This window comes from Ottowia sp. (assembly GCF_047601385.1).
Classification (GTDB): Bacteria; Pseudomonadota; Gammaproteobacteria; order Burkholderiales; family Burkholderiaceae_C; genus Ottowia.
The window spans coordinates 1,655,519-1,677,425 of record NZ_JASGJP010000001.1 but is presented as its reverse complement, the minus strand read 5'-3'; the positions used below and the strand labels follow the sequence as shown (position 1 = coordinate 1,677,425).

Here is a 21,907-nt window from a genome sequence, read left to right as displayed (position 1 = left end):
GAAACGGTCGTGGGCGTGCGGGATGGGGCGGGGCGGGAGCGCCCGGGCTCAGCGCTTGTCGCCGGCGGCCGCGCGCCGGGCGGCCGGCCTGGCCGCCTGGGGCGGCTGCTGGCCGAGCGCGCGCTCCAGGGCGTCCACCCGCGCCGTCAGCGCCGCCAGCTCCTGGGCGGTGGGCATGCCCAGCCCGGCCAGGGCCTGGGCCACCCGGTCCTCGAAGATGCCGCCCAGGCGGTTCCAGGGCGACGCGGCGCCGGCCGCGGCGGCCTGGCTGGCCATGGCCTCCATGCGCTCCTTGGCCAGGGCCTGGGACTTGTTCTGCATCTCCATCCCCTGCTTGACCAGCGCCTCGAAGGCCTTGCTGCCTTCGGCCTGCGCGCTGGCGAGCGCGCCCAGCCCGGCCAGCCACACGTTGTGGGTGGACAGGGGCGTGAGGTGCGCGGCCCAGGGCGAGGCGGGCGCGGGCGTGTCGGTCGCCGGGGGCTTGCGGGGCTTGGTGGCCATGCTGGGGTCTCCTGGTGCAGCGGGGGCTTCGTGGGTGGGCAGACCGAGACTGTACGCTGTCCCGGGCGCCCGCAACGCGCGTGAAATAATCCACGGATTGGCGTCCGCCGCCCCAGGGCGGCGCGCCGCGTCAAGGCACAAGCATGATTCTCGTCACCGGCGGCGCCGGCTTCATCGGCAGCAATTTCGTCCTGGACTGGCTCGCGGGCAGCGATGAGCCGGTGCTCAACCTCGACAAGCTCACCTACGCCGGCAACCTGGCCAGCCTGGCGGCGCTGCGCGGCGACGCCCGGCACGTGTTCGTGCAGGGCGACATCGGCGACGCGCCGCTCATCGCCCGCCTGCTGGCCGAGCACCGCCCGCGCGCCATCGTGAACTTCGCGGCCGAGAGCCACGTGGACCGCTCGATCCACGGCGCGGGCGAGTTCATCCAGACCAACGTGGTCGGCACCTTCAAGCTTCTGGAGGCCGCAACGAGCTGCTGGCAAGCGCTGGCAGCGCCTGAAAAAGGAGCCTTCCGGTTCCTGCACGTGTCCACCGACGAGGTCTACGGCAGCCTGGCGCCCGGCGCGCCCGCCTTCACCGAGGACCACGTCTACGCGCCCAACAGCCCCTACAGCGCCAGCAAGGCCGCCAGCGACCACCTGGTGCGCGCCTGGCACCACACGCACGGGCTGCCGGTGCTGACGACCAACTGCTCCAACAACTACGGCCCCTATCACTTCCCCGAGAAGCTGATCCCGCTGATGATCGTGAGCGCCCTGGCCGGCAAACCGCTGCCGGTCTATGGCGACGGCCGGCAGGTGCGCGACTGGCTCTACGTCAAGGACCATTGCAGCGCCATCCGCCGCGTGCTGGAGGCCGGCCGGCCGGGCGAGACCTACAACGTCGGCGGCTGGAACGAGAAGCCCAACATCGAGATCGTGCACACGCTCTGCGCCCTGCTCGACGAACTCTCGCCGCGCGCCGGCGGCGGCAGCTACGCCGCCCAGATCACCCACGTGGCCGACCGGCCCGGCCACGACCGCCGCTACGCCATCGACGCGCGCAAGATCGAGCGCGAGCTGGGCTGGCGCCCGGCCGAGACCTTCGAGTCCGGCATCCGCAAGACCGTGCGGTGGTACCTGGACCACCCCGACTGGGTGCGGGGCGTGCAGAGCGGCGCCTACCGCGACTGGGTGGCCGCGCAGTACGGCGCGTGACATGAACCCACCCCCGTTGCTCCGCTCGCTGCGCGATGTTCCGGCATCCCCCCTCCAGGGGGCGCACCCGCTGGCCGGGGGAGCCCCGGCCACGGGTGCGCGGGCATGGCCTGCTTCGCGGCCTTCGGGCGCTTTGGGTTTCGTGCGCTGCGGGGGGCGCCGGCGCCATGGAAAGCTGAGATGACCATCCTGCTGCTGGGCCAGAACGGCCAGGTCGGCTGGGAGCTGCGGCGCAGCCTGGCGCCGCTGGGCGAGCTGGTGGCGCTCGGCCGCCACGGCGCCGCCGGCCTGTGCGGCGACCTGAGCGACCTGGACGGCTTGGCCGCCACCGTGCGCGCCGTGCGGCCGGCGGTCATCGTCAACGCCGCCGCCCACACCGCCGTCGACCGGGCCGAGAGCGAGCCCGAGCTGGCCCGGCGCCTCAACGCCGAGGCCCCCGCCGTGCTGGCGCGCGAGGCCGCCGCCTGCGGCGCGCTGCTGGTGCACTACGGCACCGACTACGTGTTCGACGGCAGCGGCGATACGCCCTGGACGGAGGACGCGCCCACCAGCCCCCTGAGCGTCTACGGCCGCACCAAGCTGGCCGGCGAGCAGGCCATCCGCGCGGCCGGCGGCGCGCACCTGATCCTGCGCACCAGCTGGGTCTACGCCGCGCGCGGCGGCAACTTCGCCAAGACCATGCTGCGCCTGGCCGCCGAGCGCGAGCGCCTGACCGTGATCGACGACCAGTGGGGCGCCCCCACCGGCGCCGAGCTGATCGCCGACGTCACCGCGCACGCCGTGCGGCAGTTGCGCGCGCGGCCGCAGGACGCCGGCACCTACCACCTGGCGGCAGCCGGCGCCACCACCTGGTTCGAGTATGCGAAATACGTGCTGACGCAAGCGCAGAAAGCGCCGGCAGCTATGAAATTAGTAGTCAACGAGGTGGCGCCCATCCCCACCAGCGCCTACCCCGCGCCGGCGCGCCGGCCGCACAATTCGCGCCTGGACACGCGCCGGCTGCAAGCCACCTTCGGCCTGCGCCTGCCGCCCTGGCAGGACGGCGTGCGCCGCATGCTGGCCGAAATCCTTTGAACGACTTCCCAAGAATGACCACACGCAAGGGCATCATCCTCGCCGGCGGCTCCGGCACCCGGCTGCACCCGGCCACCCTGGCGCTCAGCAAGCAACTGCTGCCGGTGTACGACAAGCCGATGATCTACTACCCGCTGTCCACGCTGATGCTGGCCGGCCTGCGCGACATCCTGGTCATCAGCACGCCGCAGGACACGCCGCGCTTTGCGCAGCTGCTGGGCGACGGCAGCCAGTGGGGCATCAGCCTGAGCTACGCCGTGCAGCCCAGCCCCGACGGGCTGGCGCAGGCTTTCATCATCGGCGAGCGCTTCGTCGGCGACGCGCCCAGCGCCCTGGTGCTGGGCGACAACATCTTCTACGGCCACGACTTCGAGCCCCTGCTGGCCCGCGCCGACGCTCAGCTCCAGGGCGCCACCGTCTTCGCCTACCACGTGCACGACCCCGAGCGCTACGGCGTGGTCGAGTTCGACGCCGCCGGCCGCGCCGTCAGCATCGAGGAAAAGCCCGCCCGGCCCAAGAGCAGCTACGCCGTCACCGGCCTGTACTTCTACGACCGCCAGGTGGTGGAGATCGCCAAGTCGGTCAAGCCCAGCGCGCGCGGCGAGCTGGAGATCACCGCCGTCAACGACGCCTACCTGCGGCAGGGCCGGCTCGGCGTGCAGATCATGGGGCGCGGCTACGCCTGGCTGGACACCGGCACGCACGACAGCCTGCTCGACGCCGGCCAGTTCATCGCCACGCTGGAGCGCCGCCAGGGCCTGAAGATCGCCTGCCCCGAGGAGATCGCCTGGCGCCGGGGCTTCATCAGCGGCGCGCAGCTGGAGGCGCTGGCCCAGCCGCTGGCCAAGAGCGGCTACGGCGCCTACCTGCTGCGCATGCTCAAGGAAGCCCGGGGCTGACGCGGGAGGCGGCGCGCATGAAATACTCCCCATATATGGTAGCCGACAGCGCCCGTCAATCGGGCGCTGAAGGTATGTTACTGCCCAGGAGTATGTGAGGGCGCCGCCATGTCCGTGCCATTCTTCTCCCCCCAGGGCGCCGCGTTCGGCGTCGATCTGGCCGCCTGCGTGCGGCGCGTGCTGGACAGCGGCTGGTACGTGCTCGGCCCCCACGTGCGCGAGTTCGAGCAGGCGTTCGCCCGCTACGTCGGCGTCGGCCAGGCCGTCGGCGTGGCCAACGGCACCGACGCGCTGGTGCTGGCGCTGCGCGCGCTCGGCGTCGGCCCCGGCGCGCGCGTCGCCGCCGCGGCCAACGCCGGCTACTACGCCAGCACGGCCATCGCGCAGCTGGGCGCCGAGCCGCTGTACGTGGAGATCGACGAGGACGACCTGAGCCTCTCGCCCGCCGCCCTGGAGCAGGCGCTGCGCGCCGGCCCCGTCGCCGCCGTGGTGCTGACCCACCTGTACGGCCGCATGGGCGACGTGCCGCGCATCGCCGCCGCCTGCCGCGCCGCCGGCGTGCCGCTCGTCGAGGACTGCGCCCAGGCCCACGGCGCGCGGCGCGGCGGCCGGCGCGCCGGCGCCTGGGGCGCGCTGGCGTGCTTCAGCTTCTACCCCACCAAGAACCTCGGCGCGCTGGGCGACGGCGGCCTGGTCGCCACCGACGACCCGGCCCTGGCCGAGCGCGTGCGCGCCCTGCGCCAGTACGGCTGGGCGGCCAAGTACGAAGTCGTCCTGCCCGGCGGCGGCAACAGCCGGCTGGACGAGTTGCAGGCCGCCGTGCTGCTGGCCAAGCTGCCGCGCCTGGACGAGGCCAACGCCGAGCGCCGCGCCATCGCCGCGCGCTACGGCGCCGCCTTCGCCGGCCTGCCGCTGCGCCTGCCGCCGCCGGCGGGCGAGCACGACGTGGCGCACCTCTACGTCGTGCGCACGCCGCGCCGCGACGCGCTGCGGGCGCACCTGGCCGCGCGCGGCATCGCCTGCGACGCGCACTACCCCGTGCCCGACCACCGCCAGCCCGCGCGCGCCGGGCGGCCGGCGCCCGCGCTGCCCGTCACCGAGGCGGCCTGCGCCCAGGTGCTGTCGCTGCCCTGCTACCCCGGGCTGACGCCTGAGCAGGCCGGGCAGGTCATCGAGGCCGTGCGCGCGTTCTTCGAGGAGGCGGCGCGATGCTGAGCCTGGTCATCCCCGTCTACCGCAACGAAGGCTCCATCCCCGAGCTGCTGGCCGCCCTGCAGGGGCTGCGCCAGTCGCTGGCCGGCGCGCTGGAGGTGGTGTTCGTCGTCGACGGCAGCCCCGACCGCTGCCACGACCTGTTGCAGGCGCAACTGCCCGCCACCGGGCTGGACGCCACCCTGGTGCTGCTCACGCGCAACTTCGGCGCCTTCGCCGCCGTGCGCATGGGCCTGGAGCACGCGCGCGGCGACTTCTTCGCCGTCATGGCGGCCGACCTGCAGGAGCCGCCCGAGCTGGTGCTGCAAATGCAGGCCGTGCTGGCGCGCGGCGAGGCCGACGTCGTGGTGGCCGAGCGCGCGCTGCGCCACGACCCGCCGTGGCAGCGCTGGCAGGCCCAGCTCTTCTGGGCCCTGTACCGCCGCTACGTGGTGCCCGAGATGCCGCCCGGCGGCGTGGACATCTTCGCCTGCAACCGGCCGTTCCGCGACGCCCTGCTGGGGCTGGCCGAAAGCCGCAGCTCGCTCATCGCGCAGATCTTCTGGCTGGGCTTCCGGCGCGCCAGCGTGCCCTACGTGCGCCAGCCGCGCCGCCACGGCACGTCGGCCTGGACCTGGCGCAAGAAGGTCGCCTACCTGGCCGACAGCGTGTTCGCCTTCACCGACCTGCCGGTGCGCCTGCTCACGCGCGCCGGCATGCTGGGCATGGCCGTCGCCGTGGCGCTGGCGCTGGCGGTGCTGGCGGCCAAGCTGCTGGGCCGGATCGGCGTGCCCGGCTACGCCATGACGCTGATCGCCATCCTGTTCTTCGGCGCCCTCAACCTGCTCAGCCTGGGCATCGTCGGCACCTACGCCTGGCGCGCCTACGAGAACACCAAGCAGCGCCCGCAGGCCGTGGCGCTGCGCGTGCAGCGCTTCGAGTCTCGATAATCCGGCCTGCCATGACCGCCGCCATCCACCCCAGCGCCCAGCTCGCCGCCGCCCGCGTCGGCGCCGGCGTGCGCGTCGGCCCGCTGGCCGCGGTCGGCGCCGGCGCCGTGCTGGAGGACGGCTGCACGCTGGGCGCCTCGGCCTGCGTGGGCGAAGGGGCGGTCATCGGCACGGGCGCCGCGGTGGGCGAGGGCGCGGTCGTCGCCGCCCGCGTGCGCGTGGGCGAGGGCGCGCGCATCGAGGCCGGCGCCGTGGTCATGCGGCAGGTGCCGGCCCGTGCCGTGGTGCGGGGCCCCGAGGCCACCGTCGTCGGCTACGCCGACGCGTCGGCGCACCTGCCCGCGCGCGTCGCGCCGGCCGCGCCGGGCGTGCTCGAAAGCGCGGTCAGGGGCGTGCGCCTGCACGTGCTGCGCGAGGTGCGCGACATGCGCGGCGACCTGTGCGCCGCCGAGGTCGGCGCCGGCCTGCCGTTCCTGGTGCGGCGCAGCTTCCTGGTCTACAACGTGCCCAATGCCGAGTTGCGCGGCGAGCACGCGCACCGCCGCTGCGCGCAGTTCCTGATGGCGGTCAAGGGCTCGGTGCGCGTGGTGGCGGACGACGGCGCCCAGCGCGAGGAATTCAGCCTCGACCGCCCCAACCTCGGCCTGCACCTGCCGCCCATGACCTGGGGCATCCAGTACCGCTACTCCGAGGGCGCGGTGCTGCTGGTGCTGGCCTCCGACCCCTACGACCCGGCCGACTACATCCGCGACTACGCCGAGTTCGTCGCCCTGGTGCGCCGGGGGCCGGCCGCGTGATCGCGCGCGAGGCGCTGCGCTACGTGCTGGCGGGCGGGGCCAACACGCTGGCGACCTACGCGCTGTACCTCGTGCTGCTGCGCGCGATGCACTACCGCTGGGCCTACCTGCTGGCCTTCGCGGCCGGCATCGGCCTGTCGTTCCTGCTGCTGCGCCACCTGGTGTTCGCGCGGCCCGGCAAGCGCTTCTCGCTGGCCTACGTCGCCGCCAGCCACGGCGTGCAGCTGGCGCTGGGCCTGGCCGTCGTGGAAGCCTGGGTCGCCTGGCTGCGCGGCCCGGCGTGGCTCGCGCCGCTGGCCGCGGCGGCGGTGTGCGTGCCGGTCATGTTCGCGCTGCAGCGCTGGATCTTCACGCCCCATGCCGCGCGCTGAGCCGTCCCGCCCGCTGTCCTGGGCGCTGCGCGCCTGCGCCGCCCTGCCGCCGCTCATGCTGGCGGCCAACCTGCTGGCGTGGCTGCGCTGGGGCACCGACCTGCCGTATTTCGACGACTGGCGCGCCTACGACCTGGGCAACGCCCGGTCGCTGGCGCCCGCGCGGCTGTTCGAGGCGGTCAACAACACCATCTCGCCGGTCGGCATGGCGCTGGAGGCACTGGCGCAGCGCTGGCTGGGCGGCAACCCGCTGCCCTACCAGACGCTGTCGATGCTGGGCGTGCTCGGCGGCCTGCTCTGGATGCAGTGGCGCCTGCTGGGCTGGGTGGCCGGCGACCCGCGGCTGCGGGCGCTGCTGTTCGCGCTTTGCTTCTTCATGCTCCAGGCCGGCTCCTACTGGGGCGAGCAGAACCTGGCCTACCACCAGGCCCTGCCGCTGCTGGCCTTGCTGGGCGCGGCGTGCCTGCTGGCGCGGGCCGGCTGGCCCGGCGGCGGCTGGCGGCTGGCGGTGTTCGCGCTCGGGCTGGCCGCCGGGCTGTCCTACGTGTCCGGCGCGATCGGCGCGCTGGTCATGGGCGCCGGCTGGCTGCTGCTGGGCCGGCTGCTGCCGCCCCGCGCGCTGGCGGCGCGCCTGCGCGCGGGCGGTGCGGCGGTGCTGCTGGCCGGCGCCGCCACCAGCGCGCTGCAGATCTACCTGACGCGCGGCGTGGCGCAGGACCGCCGGCACCAGTACATGGAGCTGACCTGGCCCCACTCGGCCGACTTCTGGGCCTACCTGGCGGGCAAGCTGGGCCGCAGCACGGGGCAGGGCTTCGCCTCCACCGCGGCCGAGGCCGCCTGGGTGGCGCTGCTGGCGCTGGCGCTGCTGGCGGCGGCCGGTTTCGCGCTGCGCGGCGTGCTGGCGCCCGGCCGGCCCGGCAGCGCGCGCCAGCGGCGCTTCGCGGCGGTGTTCCTGCCGCTCGGCTGCGTGGTGGCGGCCTACCTGATGATCGTCGGCCTCGGGCGGGCCGGTTTGCGCGACGCGTCCGTGGACGGCGTGGAAGCGGTGTTCCGCTTCGGCTACCTGCGCTTTCACTTCTTCTGGGTCACGCTGCTGCTGCCCTGGCTGGCGGCGGCGCTGGCGCTGCGCCTGCGGCGCCGCGAACAGGCGGCGGGCGTGCTGGCGGGCGTGCTGGCGCTGGCCTGCGCGCTGGCCGGCGCGCGCGGCGTGTTCGACGTGGCGCCGTATTACCGATCGGCGTCCGAATACCGCGAGACCGAAATACGCTGCCTGGCCCGCCAGCTGGGCTCGGGCCAGCCCATCGAATGCCCCGGCTTCGCGCTGATGGGGCTGCCCGACCTGACGCGCGCCTACGTCCATGCGCGCGACATCCATGCCTCTTTCGTGCGCTACCTGCCCATCGTCGAACGCCAGGGCTTCGGGCAGGAGCTGCTGCGCTGGAGCGGCCCGGAGGCCGACCGGCAGGGCCAGTGGTCGCACGTCGAGCCGGCGCCGGACGGCTGGCGCCAGAGCACCGGCGATGCCGCGCTCGTGCTGCCGCTGCCCGAGGCGCAGGCCGGCCAGTGCCGCGTGCTCGGCGTGCAGCTCGGCCTGGAGGCCGGGCAGGGCGGCGTCGCGCAGGTCTTCTACCGGCTGCGCGGCCAGGCCGACTACACCGAGCCGCGCTCGCGGCGCAAGCCCTTCCAGCCCGACGCGCAAGGCCGCGCGTGGCTGGAGTTCAGCATCGACAGCCCCGCCGGCTTCGCGCCCGAGCTGCGCGTCGATCCGGTCGATGCGCCGGTGCGCTTCAGGCTGGCCGAGCTGCGCGTGACCTGCCGCCTGCGCGCCGAGCCCTGATGGCCGCCCCGCCCATTCTTCGCAAGGCGGCCCGCGTCGAGGGCCATCGCCTGCTGCTGCGGGACGCCGGCGAGGCCGACGCCGCCTTCATCCACGGCCTGCGCACCGACCCCGTGCGCGCGCGCCACCTGTCCGCCGTGCCGCCCGGCGTCGAGGCCCAGCGCGCCTGGCTGCGCGGCTACGCCGGGGACGCCGCCCAGGCCTATTTCATCGTCGCCGACGCCGCCGGCGGCGAGCCGCTCGGCACCGTGCGCCTGTACGGGGCGCGCGGAGACGCGTTCAGCTGGGGCTCGTGGCTGCTGAAGGCCGGCCTGCCGCCGCATTGCGCCATCGAGTCGGCCCTGATGGTCTACCACTACGGGCGCTGGCTCGGCTTCCAGTCCGCGTACTTCGAGGTCCGGCAGGAAAATGCCAGCGTCTGGCGCTTCCACGAGAACTTCGGCGCCCGCCGCACCGGCGAGCGCGACGGCCATTTCCAGTACACGCTGGCGCCCCAGGCGCTGGCCGCCGCGCTGCACCGCTACCGGCGCTACCTGCCGGACGGCATCCGCGTGGCGCCCTGACCCCGAAAGTCCCTCATGCAAGCCTTTCCCACCGCCATCGACGGCGTCTTCGTCCTCGAACCCCGGCTGTTCGGCGACGCGCGCGGCTTCTTCGCCGAAAGCTACAACCGCCGCACGTTCGAGCAGCTGACCGGCGCGCGCGCCGATTTCGTGCAGGACAACCACAGCCGCTCCGCCAGGGGCGTGCTGCGCGGCCTGCACTACCAGATCCGCCAGCCCCAGGGCAAGCTGGTGCGCGTGGCGCGCGGCGCCGTGTTCGACGTCGCGGTGGACATCCGCAGGAGCTCGCCCACCTTCGGCCAATGGGTGGGCGCGGAGCTGACCGAGGACAACCACCGCCAGCTCTGGGTGCCGGCCGGTCTGGCGCACGGCTTCGTGGTGCTCAGCGATTCGGCCGACTTCCTGTACAAGACCACCGACTACTATGCGCCCGAGCATGAGCGCTGCATCGCCTGGGACGACCCCGCCATCGGCATCCGCTGGCCGCTGGCCGCGCACGGCATCGAGGCGCCGCTGCTGTCGGCCAAGGACCGCGCCGGCCTGCCGCTGGCGCAGGCCGAGATATTCGACTAGCCTTGGACATCACCGCCTCCATCGTCAGCCATGGCCACGGCCCGCAGGCCGAGGCGCTGCTGGCCGAGCTGGCGGGCCTGGGCGAGCCGCGCCTGCGGCGCGTCATCCTCACCGTGAACCTGCCCGAACCCGCCCTGACGGCCGGGCTGCGCGGGCGCGGCTGGCCGTTCCGGCTCGACGTGGTGGAGAACCCCGCGCCCGCCGGCTTCGGCGCCAACCACAACCGCGCCTTCGCGCTCGACGGGCAGGACGGCGGCAGCCCGCTGTTCGCCGTGCTCAACCCCGACCTGCGGCTGCGCGCCAGCCCCTTCGGCGCCATGGCGGCCGTGTTCGAGCGCGACGCGCAGGCGGGCGCCGTCTATCCCATCCAGCTCGACCCCGCCGGCCGGCGGCAGGACAGCGAGCGCCTGCTGCCCACGCCCGCGCGGCTGCTGGCGCGCCACCTGCTGCGCCGCACGGCGGAAGTGGGGGAGGGCGAGGCGCCCGACTGGGTCAACGCGGCTTTCCTGCTGCTGCGCCGCACCGCCTATGCCGGCGTCCACGGCTTCGACGAGGGCTTCCACATGTACTGTGAAGACGTCGATCTGTGTCTGCGGCTGCGGCTGGCCGGCTGGGCGCTGCGCCCCGCCGCCGGCGTTGCCGTCGAGCACATCGCCCAGCGCGCCAGCAGGCGGCGGCCGCGGCACTTGCTGTGGCATCTCCGCAGCCTGTGGCGGCTGTGGCGCTCGCCCGCCTGGCGGGCCTGGCGCGCTGCCCGCCAGAACTAGAATCCCCCGCTGCAAGCACCGCCCATGCCCGACCTTTCTCCTGCCTCTCCCGTCGAATCGCCCGATCGCGCCAGCGTGCCCGCCGCCGACTGGCCCGCCTACGGCGACCTGCTGGTGCGCGCCGGCAAGCTGACCCCGCGCGATCTGGAGCGCGCCCTGGCCGCGCAGCGCGAGATGGGCGGCGCGCTCGACGGCGTGCTCGTCAGCCTGGGCCTGGTGTCCGAGGTGGACGCCGCGCGCGCGCTGGCCGAGCACCTGCAACTGCCCTTCCTGCCCGCCGAAGCCTTTCCCGACGCGCCGCCCGAACTCGGCGGCCTGCTGCCCGAATTCCTCAAGACCCACCGCGTGCTGCCGCTGCGCGCCGACGACGGCATCCTCGACGTCGCCATGCGCGCGCCGCAGGACGCCTTCGTCGTCAAGGCGCTGCGCCTCACCACCGGGCTGCGCGTGCGGCCGGCCGTGGGCCTGGCCTCCGACATCGACAAGGCGCTGCGCCGCCTGCTGGACGAGGCCGAGGCCGTCGCGGGCGACGGCGAGGGCCTGCCCGACACCGAGGGCGACGCCGGCGACTTCGTCGAGCACCTGCGCGACCTGGCCAGCGAGGCCCCGGTCATCCGGCTGGTCAACGCCATCATCGGCCGCGTGATCGAGCTGCGCGCCTCCGACATCCACCTGGAGCCGTTCGACGACGGCCTGCACGTGCGCTACCGCGTCGACGGCGTGCTGCACCCCGGCGAGGTCGTGCCCGCCGCCCAGGGCGCCGCCGTCAGCTCGCGCGTCAAGCTGCTGGCGCACCTGGACATCGCCGAGCGCCGCCTGCCGCAGGACGGCCGCATCAAGACCCGCGTCAAGGGCCGCGAGCTGGACCTGCGCGTCTCCACCGTGCCCACCGTGCACGGCGAGAGCGTGGTCATGCGCGTGCTCGACCGCGCCAGCGTGCGCTTCAGCCTGGAGGACATGGGCTTCGAGAAGGACACGCTCGCGCGCTTCAACCAGCTCGTGCACCGCCCGCACGGCATCCTGCTGGTCACCGGGCCCACCGGCTCGGGCAAGACCACCACGCTGTACGCCGCGCTCGCCAAGCTCGACTCCACCACGCAGAAGATCATCACGGTGGAGGACCCGGTCGAATACCAGCTCGAAGGCATCAACCAGATCCAGGTTCACACCCAGATCAACCTCACTTTCGCCAACGCGCTGCGCTCCATCCTGCGCCAGGACCCGGACATCATCATGATCGGCGAGATGCGCGACGGCGAGACGGCGCAGATCGCCGTGCAGTCCTCGCTCACCGGCCACCTGGTGCTCTCCACCCTGCACACCAACACCGCCGCCAGCGCCGTGGTGCGCATGCAGGACATGGGCGTGGAGCGCTACCTCATCACCTCCACCGTCAACGGCGTGCTGGCCCAGCGCCTGGTGCGGCGCCTGTGCCCGCACTGCAAGGCGCCCGTGCGGCCCGCGCCCGAGCTGCTGCAAAGCTCGGGCCTCGGCCGCTTCGTCGCCGCCGGCGCGCCCATCTACGAAGCCAGGGGCTGCGAGCACTGCCGCGGCACCGGCTACCAGGGCCGCACCGGCATCCACGAGCTGCTGGTGGTGGACGAGGCCATGCGCAGCGCCATCCTGCAAGGCCTGGACGCCAGCGCGCTGCAGGCCATCGCCACCCGGGCCGGCATGTACACGCTGTACGACGACGGCCTGCGCAAGGTGGCGGCCGGCGTGACCAGCCTGGACGAAGTGCTGCGCGTCACCCAGGACCAGAGCGATGCCTGAGTTCGCCTGGCGCGCCGCCCAGGCCGATGGCCGGCTGGTCGAAGGCCGCAGCGAGGCGGCCGCGGCCGACGCCGTGCTGCGCCAGCTGCGCGAGCGCGGGCTGACGCCGATCAAGGTCGAGGATGCCGCCAGCGCCCCCGCCGGCGCGCTGGCCGCGGGCCGCGCCGGCCGGCGCCCGCCCCGGGGGCCGGTCAACCGCGCCGACGTGCTGGCGCTCACCTCCGAGCTGTCCGTCATGCTGCGCGCCGGCCTGGCGCTCGACAACGCCCTGCGCGTGCTGATCGAGATGAGCGCCAAGCCCAGCGTCAGGGCGCTGCTCGAAGGCGTGCTGGAGGACGTCAAGGGCGGCGCCCCCTTCAGCCGCGCGCTGGCCAAGCACGGCAGCCTGTTCGGCGACTTCTACGTCAACATGGTGCGCTCCGGCGAGGCCAGCGGCCAGATGTCGCAGGTGCTGGAGCGCCTGGTCGCGCACATGGAGCGCCTGCGCGCGCTGCGCGAGAGCGTCATCTCCGCCACGCTCTACCCGGCCATCCTGCTGGGCGTGGCGGTGCTGTCGCTGGTCGGCATGCTGGGCTTCGTCGTGCCGCAGTTCGAGAAGCTGTTCGCCGACATGGGCGACGCGCTGCCGCTGCCCACGCGCGTCATCATGGCGCTGGGGCGCGGCTTCAAGAGCCACGGGCTGGCGATCGCCATCGCCGCGCTGCTGCTGGGCTGGCTGGGCTGGCGCTGGCTGCGCTCGCCCGCCGGCCGCGCCTGGTGGCAGAACCGCGCCCTGCGCCTGCCGATCATCGGGCCGCTGCTCTACAAATACGAGCTGACGCTGTTCGCCCGCTCGCTCGGCACCCTGCTGGGCAACGGCGTGCCGCTGCTCACCGGCCTGCACATCGCCACCGAGACCGTGGGCAACGCCAACCTGCGCGCCGCCCTGGCCCGGATGGCGCCCCTCGTCAAGGAGGGCGCGCGCATGGTCGCCGCCATGAACGCCACCCAGGTGTTTGAACCTTTGGCCGTCAACCTGGTCCGAGTGGGCGAGGAAACCGGCCGCATCGGCCCCATGATGACCGAGCTGGCCGAGGTGCTCGACCGCGAGGTCGAAACCGGCATCAAGCGCGCGCTGACGCTGCTGGAGCCGGTGCTGATCCTGGTGCTGGGCGTGCTGATCGCGGCCATCATCGTCTCCATCCTGCTGGGCATCCTGTCGATCAACGACCTGGCCGGCTGATGGTCTGGTTTTGAAAGGAAACGCTGTCATGAATCGCCGCATCGCCCGCCGCGCCGGCCTGGGCTTCACCCTGATCGAAATCCTGGTGGTCATCGCCATCATCGCGCTGCTGGCCGGCCTGGTCGGCCCCGCCGTGATGGACCGGCTGGGCGGCGCCAAGTCCAAGACCGCCGGCATCCAGATCGCCGACCTCGACAAGTCGCTGGAGCTGTTCAAGCTCGACGTCGGCCGCTACCCCACCAACGCCGAGGGCCTGCAGGCGCTGGTCGCCAAGCCCGGCTCCGCCGCCGGCTGGAACGGCCCCTACCTGAAGGGCGGCGCCCTGCCCGCCGACCCCTGGGGCAACGCCTACCGCTACGCCAACCCCGGCCCGAACGGCGGCATCGAGATCCTCTCGCTCGGCGCCGACAACGCCCCCGGCGGCGAGGGCGAGAACGCCGACGTGCGCAACACGCATTGATGGCCCGCGCCTTTCCCCGGTGTGGGGAAGGAAGATACTCCCCCATCATCATGGCCGCCAGCGCTTGCCGAATGGGCGCCAGACACCTGTTACTCCCTGGTAGTATGCCAAAAGGCGTCCGCCCCGCGCGCGGCTTCACGCTGGTGGAGCTGCTGGTGGTGTTCGCCCTCATCGCGCTGATGGCCGCGCTGGTGCCCATCGCCTTCGGCCGCCTGCACGAATCGGCGCAGTACCGCGACACCGTGCGCGCCGTGCTGGCCGACCTGCGCGCCGCCCGGCAGATCGCGCTGACGCAGGGCGTCGAGGCGCGCTTCGCCGTCAACCTGCCCGCGCGCAGCTTCGGCGTCGTCGGCGGCGCCACGCACGAGGTGCCCGAACCGCTGGCGCTGCACGCCGTCATGGCCGCCGAGGAGCAGGGCGCCGACGGCAGCCTGGCCATCCGCTTCCTGCCGCGCGGCGGCGCCTCCGGCGGCAGCGTGGACATCCTGCGCCCCTCCGGCGGCGGCGTGCGCCTGCGCGTGGACTGGTTCAGCGGCCGCGTCGAGCAGGAGGCGATTTCCCCATGAAGAATGCGGCCCCCACGCTGCCCCGCCGCGCGTGGTTCGCTGCCCCCCCGGGGAGCGCTCGCCGCCTTCGGGCGGCCGGGCGGCGGCCCGGCCGTGGCCTGCCGATGAAAAGGGCGCGCGGCTTCTCCCTGCTGGAGATCCTGGTCGCCTTCGCCATCGCCGCCATCGCGCTCGGCCTGCTCTACCAGGTCACCGGCAACAACACCCGCCAGGCCGGCGGCCTGGGCCAGCACGAGCGCGCCATGCTGCTGGCCGAGTCGCTGCTGGCCGCCCACCAGGCCGTGCCCGCGCAGGGCCTGAACGAGTCGGCGCAGGCGGCCGGCTTCAGCTGGCAGGTGGCCAGCCGCCCCTACCCCACGCCCGCCAACAGCGCGCCGCAGGCCGCGCGCCTGCACGAAGTGCTGGTCAGCGTGCACTGGCTGGACGGCGCCGCCGAGCGCTCGTTCGACCTCGCCACCCTGCGGCCCGAGCGCCCGGCCCCGCCCGGAGGGGTCGTCCAGTGAACCCCGCTGCGCGCCGCCGCGGCTTCACCCTGGTCGAGGTGCTGATCGCGCTCGTCCTGCTGTCGCTGCTCATGCTGGTGCTCACCGGCGCCCTGCGCGGCCTGGGCGAGGTCGAGGCGCGCGTCGACCAGCGCATCGCCGCCGCCGACGACCACCGCGCCGCCGTGCAGCTGCTGGGCGACGTGCTCGGCCGCGTGTCGGCGCGGCGCTTCCCCCGGCTGCAGGCCGGCGGGCCGTCGGAGGCGCCGTTCTTCCAGGCCGCGCCCGACGCGCTGGCCTGGGTCGGCGTCATGCCCGCGCGCTTCGGCCTCGGCGGGCGGCACTACCTGCGGCTGGCGGTCGAGCAGGGGCCGGACGGCGCGCAGCTCGTGCTGCGCTACGCCCCCTGGACCGGCGCGGCCGCCTTCGACGCCTGGGACCAGGCCGAGGGCCGCGTCCTCGCCGCGCCGGTACAAGGGCTGTCGCTGCGCTACCTTGACCCGATCAGCGCGCAGTGGAGCCCCGTCTGGCCGCCGCCGGGCGTGGCGCTCAACGCCCTGCCGCCGACCCTGCTGCCCGAGGCGGTCGAGATCCAGATCGAGGGCCCCGAGCCCGCCTGGCCGCCGCTGATCGCCGCCGTCACCCCCACGCGCGACAGCGATCCGGCGGCCGTGACCGGCTCCTTCGGCGGCGGGAGGCTTTGACGGCATGCGGCGCGCCCTGAACAGCACGCAAGGCATGGCCCTGATCGCCGTGCTGTGGATCGTGGCCGCGCTCAGCGTCATGGTCACCGGGCTCACCCACACCGTGCGCCAGCAGATCCAGGCCGCCGGCATCCAGCGCGACCAGGTCAGCGGCCAGGCGCTCGGCGAGGCCGCCATCGCCCTCGCGCTGCAACAGCTCCAGGCCGGCGCCCAGCGTCCCACGGGCATCGTCGCCGACACCGTGTCCTACGCCGGCGCCGCCATCGAGGTCGAGGCCGCCCCCCTCGACGGCCTGATTCCCCTGGGCGGCGCCAGCGCCGAGCTGCTGGCCGCGCTGCTGCGCGTGGCCGGCGGCCTGGACGACGCCCAGGCCCGGGCGCTGGCCCAGACCCTGGTCGAGTGGCGCGACGGACGGCCTGGGCTCGACCTGAGCCAGGCCGCCACCGTCCGCGCCATGCAGCGCCGCTTCGAGGCGCCCGAAGACCTGCTGCTCGTCCCCGGCGTCGACTACGCGCTGTACGCCCGCATCGCCCCCCTGGTCAGCGCCGACCTGGGCAGCGCCAGCCGCGTCAACCCCGAGGCCGCCCCGCCCGAGGTGCTGGCCGTGCTGGCCCAGGGCGATGCCGCGCGCGTGGCGCAATACGTCAGCCAGCGCGCCGGCAGCCAGCTCGGCGCCGACGCCAGCGGCTTCAACCCCGCCTTCGTCGGCCGTGGCGCCAGCGACGTTTACCGGCTGCGCGCCAGGGTGCCGCTGGAAGCAGGCAAAATGCTGCTCCTGACCCGCGACGTGGCCCTGGATGCCAGCGCCTCGCGCAGCGCGCCCTGGCGCGTGCTGCGCACCGAGCGCCAGATCGTCGTCCTGCCCGGCTGACGCATGCCGCCCGCCTGATCACATGAACCTCACCCGCACCGACAACGCCCGCTTCCTCGGCATGGACCTCGGCCAGTGGCCGGGCCAATGGCAGGCGGCCGGGCAGGCCCTGCTCCAACTGCCCGGCCTCCGCTGGCTGGCGCCCGGCGTCGCGGTCGCGCTGCGCCAGGCCGACGGGCGCACCACCGGCTGGACCGTGCGGCAGGGCGAGGCCGCGCCGGCGCCCGCCGCGCCCGCCGCCGACGCCGCGCAGGCGCTCCAGATCCCGCTCGACCGCGTGCTCGAACGCCGCCTCGTGCTGCCGCCGCTGGCCCCCGCCGACGTGGCGCAGGCGGTCCAGCTCGAAGTGGCCTCCGCCAGCCCCTTCGCGCCCGACCAGACCATCGCCGGCCACGTCGCCACGCACGCCAGCGACGGCCTCACCCAGGTGCACGTCGCCATCACCTCGCGCCGCCAGGTGGACGACGCCTTGCAGGCCGCCGGCGCCGACCCGGCCCGCCCGCCCGAGGTCTGGGTCGTGCCCGCCGCCGCGGGCGAAGGCGCCATGCGCCCCATCGTCCTGCGCGGCTTCGGCGAGGGCCTGCGCGAAGGCATCGCGCGCCGCGGCCTGGCCCGGCGCCTGGCCCTGCTGCTGCTGGGGCTGGCCCTGCTGGCCGCGCTGCTGGCCACGCCCACCGCCCTGGTCCGCATGCGCGCGCAGCAGGCGCAGCAGGCATTCGACGCCCTGCAGAAGCAGGCCGCGCCCCAGATCGCCCAGCGCGAGGCCCTGATGAAGCGCGTCGAACGCCTGCAAGCCGTCGGCGCCCTGCTCGAACGCGAACTGGCCATGCCGCCGGTGCTCGACATGCTCACCCGCGCCGTCCCCGACGGCGCCTGGCTCACCGCCATCCGCGTCGAAGGCACCAAGCTGGTGCTCAACGGCCAGGCCGACGACGCCGCCGCCCTGGTCCAGCGCCTGTCCGCCCAGCCCGGCGTGTACGACGTGCGCCTGGCCTCGCCCGCCACCCGCGGCGCCGGCGCCGCCAAGGAAACTTTCATCATCGAGCTGAATCTGGATGCTCGCCGATATGGCCCGGTTCGCGGTGCCGAGGCTGCCTCATGACCCCCAACCTCCGCGCCCAACGCCCCGAAACGCTCTGGCTGCTGGCCGGCGGCGCGCTGCTGCTGCTGGCCCTGGCCTGGGCCTCGTGGACCGTGGTGTCCAAGTACCTCCAGGCCAGCGCCCGGCTGGCCGAGCTCGAACCGCGCCACGCCCGCCTGGCCGGCCTGCTGCAAGGCAGCGAGCGCTTCGTCCAGGCCGAAGGCGCCGTCCAGGCCAACCTCGCGCAGTTCGTCTATCCCGCCGAGGGCGACCCCAGCCAGACCGGCAACGCCGCCCTGCAGCGCGTGCGCGAACTGGCCGCCGCGCGCGGCCTGCGCGTATCCAGCAGCCAGGCCGCCGCCCCGCGCGAGGACCAGGGCTTCGACCGCATCGGCCTCAACCTGCGCGTCGAGGGCGAATGGCCGCAGCTGGTCGAGCTGCTGCGCGAGCTGCCCCAGCAGCGCCCCATCATCCACTACGCCGCCATGCAGATCGGTGTCCAGCAGAGCGGCCGGCAGCAGCCAGGCGCGCCGCAGCCCGTGTTCGGCCAGTTCGACCTCTACGTGCTGAAGGAGCGCAAGCCATGACCCGGCAAGTGTCGCCGCTGGCCCTGGGCCTGCTCGCCCTCATGGCGCTGGCCCTGGCCGTGCCCTGGCTCGCCCCCGGCGCCCCCGCGCGCTGGCGCCAGTGGCAGCCGCCCGCGCCCCAGGCCCCCAACCTCGACGACGTGAAAGCCGCCGCCCTGCAATTCAATGCCGCCGCCGGCGCGGCCTACCCGGTCGTGCTGGCGCGTCCGCTGATGGACCCCTCGCGCCGCCCCCAGGCGCCCGCCGGCGCCGCTTCCGCGCCCGCCGCGCCGCCGCCCACCGCCATCGAGCAGGTCACCCTGCAGGGCATCGTCGCCGGCCCCACGCTGACCGGCGTGTTCCTCGAAGAAGCCGGCCGCTCCCGCTTCGTCCTCCGGGGCGAGAAGGTGGGCGACTGGACGCTCGACGCCATCGAGGGCCGCGACATCGTCTTCAGGCGCGGCGGCGAGCAGCGCCGCATCGAGCTGCTGCCCGCCAAGGCGGACCAGGACCAGGCCAAGGAAAAAGACAAGGCCAGGGAGCCCGCCAGCGGCCGGCGCGCGCCAGGCGGCGCCCCCGGCGCGCCGCCGGCCCGGCCCCCGGCCCGCGAGCCCGCGCCCCAGCCCCCGGCCACCTCCGCCCCAGCGCCCGCGCCGGCCCCCGCCCCCACGCCCGCCCGCGAGGGGCAGTCCATGGACGGATCGTTCGGCGGCGGGCCGCCGCAGCCGCCCGCCGGCCGAACCAGCCGCTGACGCCCTCCGCGCCCACCGCTTCAACCCCACCACCACCCTCCATGCCCATGTCTCGTACCTCATTGCCCCTCCTGGTGCTGGTCGTCGGCCAGCTCGCCGCCTGCACCCAGACCCTGCCCAAGCCCCCCAGGCCGCCCGCGCCGGCGCCCGCGACGGCCCCCGTGCCCGACGACGGCACCCAGGGCTCGTTCGGCGGCGGGGGCGCGGCCGCGCAGCCGGCCAAGACCCCGTCCCGCTGACCCCCCCGAACTCCACGCTTGCCCATGTCCATGCCCCGCACCTCCCCATCGCTTCTCGCCCTGGCGCTCGCCGCGCAGCTGGCGGCCTGCGCGCACCAGAGCGTCGAGCCGGCGGCGGTGCCCGCCGAGGTGCCCCCGGCCCTCGCGCCCGCGCCGCTCGCGCCAGCGGCCGCCGCCTCCGTCCCGCCGGCCGCCGCCGCGCTCCCGGCGGCCTCCGCCCCGCCGGCGGCCGACCTCGCCACCGAGCCCATCATCATCCGGGGCACCGACCGCGTCGTCGCCGAGCAGCGCCTGCCGGCCAACGCCCCGGCACGCGGCGCCACCGCCAGCCTCAAGTTCGAGAGCGCCCCCGCCAGCGAGGTCGTGCACGTCATGCTGCGCGACCTGCTCAAGGTGGACTACGTCGTCCACCCGCCCCTCAACGGCAACATCACCCTCACCACCCGCCAGGCCGTCAGCGCCGACCGCGCCCTGCTGCTGCTCGAAGCCGCCCTGCAGGCCAACGGCATCGTCATGGCGCGCGACAGCCGCGGCACCTACCACGTCGGCACGCCCGAGGCGCTGCGCGGCATCGTCAGCGCGCCCGCCGTGGCCGGCGCCGGCAAGCCGCTGCCGCCCGGCTACGGCGCCATCATCGTCCCGCTGCAATACCTCGGTGCCGGCGAGATGGCCAACATCCTGCGCCCGCTGATCTCCGCCGACGCCATCCTGCGCGTCGACACCCTGCGCAACATCCTCGTCATGCGCGGCACCCGCGCCGAGGCCGAAGGCTGGCTCGACCTCGTCGCCACCTTCGACGTCAACCTGCTGCGCGGCATGTCCGTCGGCGTGTTCCCGCTCAAGCACACCTCCGCCGCCGACGTCGATGCCGCCCTGCGCCTGCTCTCCGGCGCCACCGGCACCGCCGGCGGCACGGGCGCCAGCGCCAGCGCCGCCGGCGGGGCCGCCGTCGCGCAGGCGCCAGGCCGCGGCACGCCCCAGGCCGCGGCCGTGTCCCGGCCCGGCCAGCCCGCCGCCGGCGCGCAGGCCGCCCAGGCCAGCGCCGTCGCCGCGCTGGGCGAGAACAACCCCCTGTTCGGCGCCCTGCGCGTCATGGCCATCGAGCGCATCAACGCCGTGCTCGTCGTCACCCCCCGCGCCGCCTACCTGGACGAGGTGCGCTACTGGATCGACCAGTTCGACCGCCCCAACCTCAACAGCGCCGAGCCGCAGCTGTTCGTCTACAAGGTGCAGAACGGCTCCTCCGACCACCTGGCCGAACTGCTCAACGGCATCTACGGCGGCACCACCGCCCAGCAGTCCGGCGCCACCGGCGCCACCGGCGTCGCGCCCGGCCTGACCAGCGTCGCCGGCGCCAACGCCAACGTCAACAGCAGCTTCGCCAGCCAGTTCGGCACCAACCGCAGCCAGAGCAGCAGCCTGCTCGGCGGCACCAGCTCCGGCTTCGGCACCAGCTCCGGCTTCGGGCGCAGCGCCACCAGCCAGCAGCAGGGCACCCAGCAGGGCGCCCAGCAGGGGGCCAACGTCGTCACCACCATGCTGGGCCAGAGCGTGCGCGTCATGGCCGACCGCATCAACAACACCCTGCTCATCTACGCCACCCCGGCCGAATACGCGCGCATCGAGGCCACCCTCAAGCGCCTGGACGTCCAGCGCGCGCAAATCCTCATCGAGGCCTCCATCGTCGAGGTCACCCTGGGCGACGGGCTCGAATACGGCCTGCAATGGGCCTTCAACGGCGGCGTCGGCGGCGGCCGCAGCGGCATCGGGCAGCTCGGCCTGCCCAGCGACGCCAGCACGCCCGGGGACAGCACCTCCTTCACCTACACCCTGCGCAACGCCGCCGGCAGCGTTTCCGCCGTGCTCAGCGCGCTGGCCAGCAAGTCGCTCATCAAGGTCATGTCCAGCCCCTCGCTGATGGTGCTCGACAACCACACCGCCGCCATCCAGGTCGGCACCCAGGAGCCCGTCAACACCGGCACCACCATCAGCGGCACCACCAACCTCACCACCACCAACATCCAGTACAAGGACACCGGCGTCATGCTCGGCGTCACGCCCTCGGTCAGCGCCGGCGACCTCGTCACGCTCGACATCGACCAGATCGTCACCGACCTCGGCAACGACTCCACCTCCAAGGCCACCGCCGGCTACCCCACCTTCCTGCAGCGCCAGATCAACTCCAAGGTGGCCGTGCGCTCGGGCGAGACCCTGGTGCTCGGCGGCCTGATCAAGGACCGGAACGAGCGCTCCAAGACCGGCCTTCCCCTGCTGTCGGCCATTCCCGTCGTCGGCGCGCTGTTCGGCACGCACGCGAGCGCCGCCGCGCGCACCGAGCTGCTCGTCATCCTCACCCCGCGCGTGCTGCGCTCCGACGAGGACGCCCGCGCCGTCAGCCGCGAGCTGCGCGACCGCATGCAGGGCCTGCTCGGCAGCGAGCCCCTGACGCCCGCCGCGCCGCGCTGA

At 74.4% G+C, this 21,907-nt stretch carries 24 protein-coding genes; 23 read left to right on the top strand and 1 reads right to left on the bottom strand.

Annotation, left to right across the window (positions count from 1 at the left end; genetic code table 11):
* Window positions 1-48: 48 nt before the first annotated feature.
* Entirely contained in the window at window positions 49-501 is a 453-nt protein-coding gene (locus QM772_RS08150) for a phasin family protein (RefSeq protein WP_415135321.1), read from the bottom strand.
* 143 nt (window positions 502-644) lie between these two features.
* On the opposite strand from QM772_RS08150, the gene rfbB reads away from it, so the two are divergent.
* The 23 genes from rfbB to gspD all read left to right on the top strand — a co-directional run bounded on the left by rfbB (window position 645) and on the right by gspD (window position 21,907).
* A complete protein-coding gene (gene rfbB, locus QM772_RS08145; protein WP_415135319.1) occupies window positions 645-1,703 on the top strand; it encodes a dTDP-glucose 4,6-dehydratase in 1,059 nt (352 codons plus the stop codon).
* A 180-nt stretch (window positions 1,704-1,883) separates the two neighbouring features.
* Entirely contained in the window at window positions 1,884-2,777 is an 894-nt protein-coding gene (gene rfbD, locus QM772_RS08140; RefSeq protein ID WP_415135317.1) for a dTDP-4-dehydrorhamnose reductase, read from the top strand.
* A 14-nt stretch (window positions 2,778-2,791) separates the two neighbouring features.
* Window positions 2,792-3,676 carry a glucose-1-phosphate thymidylyltransferase RfbA gene (gene rfbA, locus QM772_RS08135; RefSeq protein WP_415135315.1) on the top strand — a complete coding sequence of 295 codons (885 nt, stop codon included), beginning with the start codon at window positions 2,792-2,794 and terminating at the stop codon, window positions 3,674-3,676.
* 108 nt (window positions 3,677-3,784) lie between these two features.
* Entirely contained in the window at window positions 3,785-4,891 is a 1,107-nt protein-coding gene (locus QM772_RS08130; RefSeq protein ID WP_415135313.1) for a DegT/DnrJ/EryC1/StrS family aminotransferase, read from the top strand.
* Window positions 4,885-5,817 carry a glycosyltransferase family 2 protein gene (locus QM772_RS08125; RefSeq protein WP_415135311.1) on the top strand — a complete coding sequence of 311 codons (933 nt, stop codon included), beginning with the start codon at window positions 4,885-4,887 and terminating at the stop codon, window positions 5,815-5,817. Before QM772_RS08130 ends, QM772_RS08125 begins: the two co-directional genes overlap by 7 nt.
* A gap of 11 nt (window positions 5,818-5,828) precedes the next feature.
* Window positions 5,829-6,614: a WxcM-like domain-containing protein gene (locus tag QM772_RS08120; RefSeq protein WP_415135309.1), complete on the top strand. Its 786-nt coding sequence runs from the start codon at window positions 5,829-5,831 to the stop codon at window positions 6,612-6,614.
* Window positions 6,611-6,985 carry a GtrA family protein gene (locus QM772_RS08115; protein WP_415135307.1) on the top strand — a complete coding sequence of 125 codons (375 nt, stop codon included), beginning with the start codon at window positions 6,611-6,613 and terminating at the stop codon, window positions 6,983-6,985. The genes QM772_RS08120 and QM772_RS08115 overlap by 4 nt, the downstream gene beginning before the upstream one ends.
* Window positions 6,972-8,822, top strand: a complete 1,851-nt coding sequence (locus QM772_RS08110; RefSeq protein WP_415135305.1) for a hypothetical protein — start codon at window positions 6,972-6,974, stop codon at window positions 8,820-8,822. Before QM772_RS08115 ends, QM772_RS08110 begins: the two co-directional genes overlap by 14 nt.
* Complete coding sequence (locus QM772_RS08105; RefSeq protein ID WP_415135303.1) at window positions 8,822-9,385, top strand: GNAT family N-acetyltransferase; 564 nt, start codon at window positions 8,822-8,824, stop codon at window positions 9,383-9,385. The genes QM772_RS08110 and QM772_RS08105 overlap by 1 nt, the downstream gene beginning before the upstream one ends.
* Before the next feature lie 15 nt (window positions 9,386-9,400).
* Entirely contained in the window at window positions 9,401-9,958 is a 558-nt protein-coding gene (gene rfbC / locus QM772_RS08100) for a dTDP-4-dehydrorhamnose 3,5-epimerase (protein WP_415135301.1), read from the top strand.
* A 2-nt stretch (window positions 9,959-9,960) separates the two neighbouring features.
* Entirely contained in the window at window positions 9,961-10,725 is a 765-nt protein-coding gene (locus QM772_RS08095) for a glycosyl transferase (protein WP_415135299.1), read from the top strand.
* A gap of 24 nt (window positions 10,726-10,749) precedes the next feature.
* Complete coding sequence (gene gspE, locus QM772_RS08090; protein ID WP_415135297.1) at window positions 10,750-12,498, top strand: type II secretion system ATPase GspE; 1,749 nt, start codon at window positions 10,750-10,752, stop codon at window positions 12,496-12,498.
* Window positions 12,491-13,720 (top strand): type II secretion system F family protein, encoded by a 1,230-nt coding sequence (locus tag QM772_RS08085; RefSeq protein ID WP_415135295.1) that lies wholly within the window; start codon window positions 12,491-12,493, stop codon window positions 13,718-13,720. Before gspE ends, QM772_RS08085 begins: the two co-directional genes overlap by 8 nt.
* A gap of 28 nt (window positions 13,721-13,748) precedes the next feature.
* Entirely contained in the window at window positions 13,749-14,180 is a 432-nt protein-coding gene (gene gspG, locus QM772_RS08080; protein WP_415135293.1) for a type II secretion system major pseudopilin GspG, read from the top strand.
* 104 nt (window positions 14,181-14,284) lie between these two features.
* Window positions 14,285-14,746, top strand: a complete 462-nt coding sequence (locus tag QM772_RS08075) for a Tfp pilus assembly protein FimT/FimU (protein WP_415135291.1) — start codon at window positions 14,285-14,287, stop codon at window positions 14,744-14,746.
* 104 nt (window positions 14,747-14,850) lie between these two features.
* Complete coding sequence (locus tag QM772_RS08070; RefSeq protein ID WP_415135289.1) at window positions 14,851-15,249, top strand: type IV pilus modification PilV family protein; 399 nt, start codon at window positions 14,851-14,853, stop codon at window positions 15,247-15,249.
* The gene (locus tag QM772_RS08065; protein WP_415135287.1) at window positions 15,246-15,932 is read left to right on the top strand and encodes a prepilin-type N-terminal cleavage/methylation domain-containing protein; all 687 of its coding nucleotides are present in this window, start codon (window positions 15,246-15,248) and stop codon (window positions 15,930-15,932) included. Before QM772_RS08070 ends, QM772_RS08065 begins: the two co-directional genes overlap by 4 nt.
* A 4-nt stretch (window positions 15,933-15,936) precedes the next feature.
* Window positions 15,937-16,803 (top strand): general secretion pathway protein GspK, encoded by an 867-nt coding sequence (locus QM772_RS08060; protein ID WP_415135285.1) that lies wholly within the window; start codon window positions 15,937-15,939, stop codon window positions 16,801-16,803.
* 22 nt (window positions 16,804-16,825) lie between these two features.
* Window positions 16,826-17,905 carry a PilN domain-containing protein gene (locus QM772_RS08055; protein ID WP_415135283.1) on the top strand — a complete coding sequence of 360 codons (1,080 nt, stop codon included), beginning with the start codon at window positions 16,826-16,828 and terminating at the stop codon, window positions 17,903-17,905.
* On the top strand, window positions 17,902-18,471 hold the full coding sequence (gene gspM, locus QM772_RS08050; protein WP_415135281.1) for a type II secretion system protein GspM: 570 nt from the start codon (window positions 17,902-17,904) through the stop codon (window positions 18,469-18,471). Before QM772_RS08055 ends, gspM begins: the two co-directional genes overlap by 4 nt.
* A complete protein-coding gene (locus QM772_RS08045) occupies window positions 18,468-19,202 on the top strand; it encodes a hypothetical protein (RefSeq protein WP_415135279.1) in 735 nt (244 codons plus the stop codon). Before gspM ends, QM772_RS08045 begins: the two co-directional genes overlap by 4 nt.
* Window positions 19,203-19,249: 47 nt before the next feature.
* Window positions 19,250-19,441 carry a hypothetical protein gene (locus QM772_RS08040; RefSeq protein ID WP_415135277.1) on the top strand — a complete coding sequence of 64 codons (192 nt, stop codon included), beginning with the start codon at window positions 19,250-19,252 and terminating at the stop codon, window positions 19,439-19,441.
* Between the two features lie 24 nt (window positions 19,442-19,465).
* Window positions 19,466-21,907, top strand: coding sequence for a type II secretion system secretin GspD (gene gspD / locus QM772_RS08035; protein ID WP_415135275.1), 2,442 nt, complete (start codon window positions 19,466-19,468; stop codon window positions 21,905-21,907).

What these genes read in the sequence shown, in the direction of transcription:
- QM772_RS08150 (WP_415135321.1), bottom strand. Translation starts at nt 501, where the DNA reads ATGGCCACCAAGCCCCGCAAGCCCCCGGCGACCGACACGCCCGCGCCC.
- gspM (WP_415135281.1), top strand. Translation starts at nt 17,902, where the DNA reads ATGACCCCCAACCTCCGCGCCCAACGCCCCGAAACGCTCTGGCTGCTG.
- rfbC (WP_415135301.1), top strand. Translation starts at nt 9,401, where the DNA reads ATGCAAGCCTTTCCCACCGCCATCGACGGCGTCTTCGTCCTCGAACCC.
- rfbA (WP_415135315.1), top strand. Translation starts at nt 2,792, where the DNA reads ATGACCACACGCAAGGGCATCATCCTCGCCGGCGGCTCCGGCACCCGG.
- QM772_RS08125 (WP_415135311.1), top strand. Translation starts at nt 4,885, where the DNA reads ATGCTGAGCCTGGTCATCCCCGTCTACCGCAACGAAGGCTCCATCCCC.
- gspG (WP_415135293.1), top strand. Translation starts at nt 13,749, where the DNA reads ATGAATCGCCGCATCGCCCGCCGCGCCGGCCTGGGCTTCACCCTGATC.
- QM772_RS08105 (WP_415135303.1), top strand. Translation starts at nt 8,822, where the DNA reads ATGGCCGCCCCGCCCATTCTTCGCAAGGCGGCCCGCGTCGAGGGCCAT.
- QM772_RS08045 (WP_415135279.1), top strand. Translation starts at nt 18,468, where the DNA reads ATGACCCGGCAAGTGTCGCCGCTGGCCCTGGGCCTGCTCGCCCTCATG.
- gspE (WP_415135297.1), top strand. Translation starts at nt 10,750, where the DNA reads ATGCCCGACCTTTCTCCTGCCTCTCCCGTCGAATCGCCCGATCGCGCC.
- QM772_RS08120 (WP_415135309.1), top strand. Translation starts at nt 5,829, where the DNA reads ATGACCGCCGCCATCCACCCCAGCGCCCAGCTCGCCGCCGCCCGCGTC.
- QM772_RS08085 (WP_415135295.1), top strand. Translation starts at nt 12,491, where the DNA reads ATGCCTGAGTTCGCCTGGCGCGCCGCCCAGGCCGATGGCCGGCTGGTC.
- QM772_RS08070 (WP_415135289.1), top strand. Translation starts at nt 14,851, where the DNA reads ATGAAAAGGGCGCGCGGCTTCTCCCTGCTGGAGATCCTGGTCGCCTTC.
- QM772_RS08075 (WP_415135291.1), top strand. Translation starts at nt 14,285, where the DNA reads ATGCCAAAAGGCGTCCGCCCCGCGCGCGGCTTCACGCTGGTGGAGCTG.
- QM772_RS08060 (WP_415135285.1), top strand. Translation starts at nt 15,937, where the DNA reads ATGCGGCGCGCCCTGAACAGCACGCAAGGCATGGCCCTGATCGCCGTG.
- QM772_RS08130 (WP_415135313.1), top strand. Translation starts at nt 3,785, where the DNA reads ATGTCCGTGCCATTCTTCTCCCCCCAGGGCGCCGCGTTCGGCGTCGAT.
- QM772_RS08040 (WP_415135277.1), top strand. Translation starts at nt 19,250, where the DNA reads ATGTCTCGTACCTCATTGCCCCTCCTGGTGCTGGTCGTCGGCCAGCTC.
- QM772_RS08110 (WP_415135305.1), top strand. Translation starts at nt 6,972, where the DNA reads ATGCCGCGCGCTGAGCCGTCCCGCCCGCTGTCCTGGGCGCTGCGCGCC.
- gspD (WP_415135275.1), top strand. Translation starts at nt 19,466, where the DNA reads ATGTCCATGCCCCGCACCTCCCCATCGCTTCTCGCCCTGGCGCTCGCC.
- QM772_RS08055 (WP_415135283.1), top strand. Translation starts at nt 16,826, where the DNA reads ATGAACCTCACCCGCACCGACAACGCCCGCTTCCTCGGCATGGACCTC.
- rfbD (WP_415135317.1), top strand. Translation starts at nt 1,884, where the DNA reads ATGACCATCCTGCTGCTGGGCCAGAACGGCCAGGTCGGCTGGGAGCTG.
- rfbB (WP_415135319.1), top strand. Translation starts at nt 645, where the DNA reads ATGATTCTCGTCACCGGCGGCGCCGGCTTCATCGGCAGCAATTTCGTC.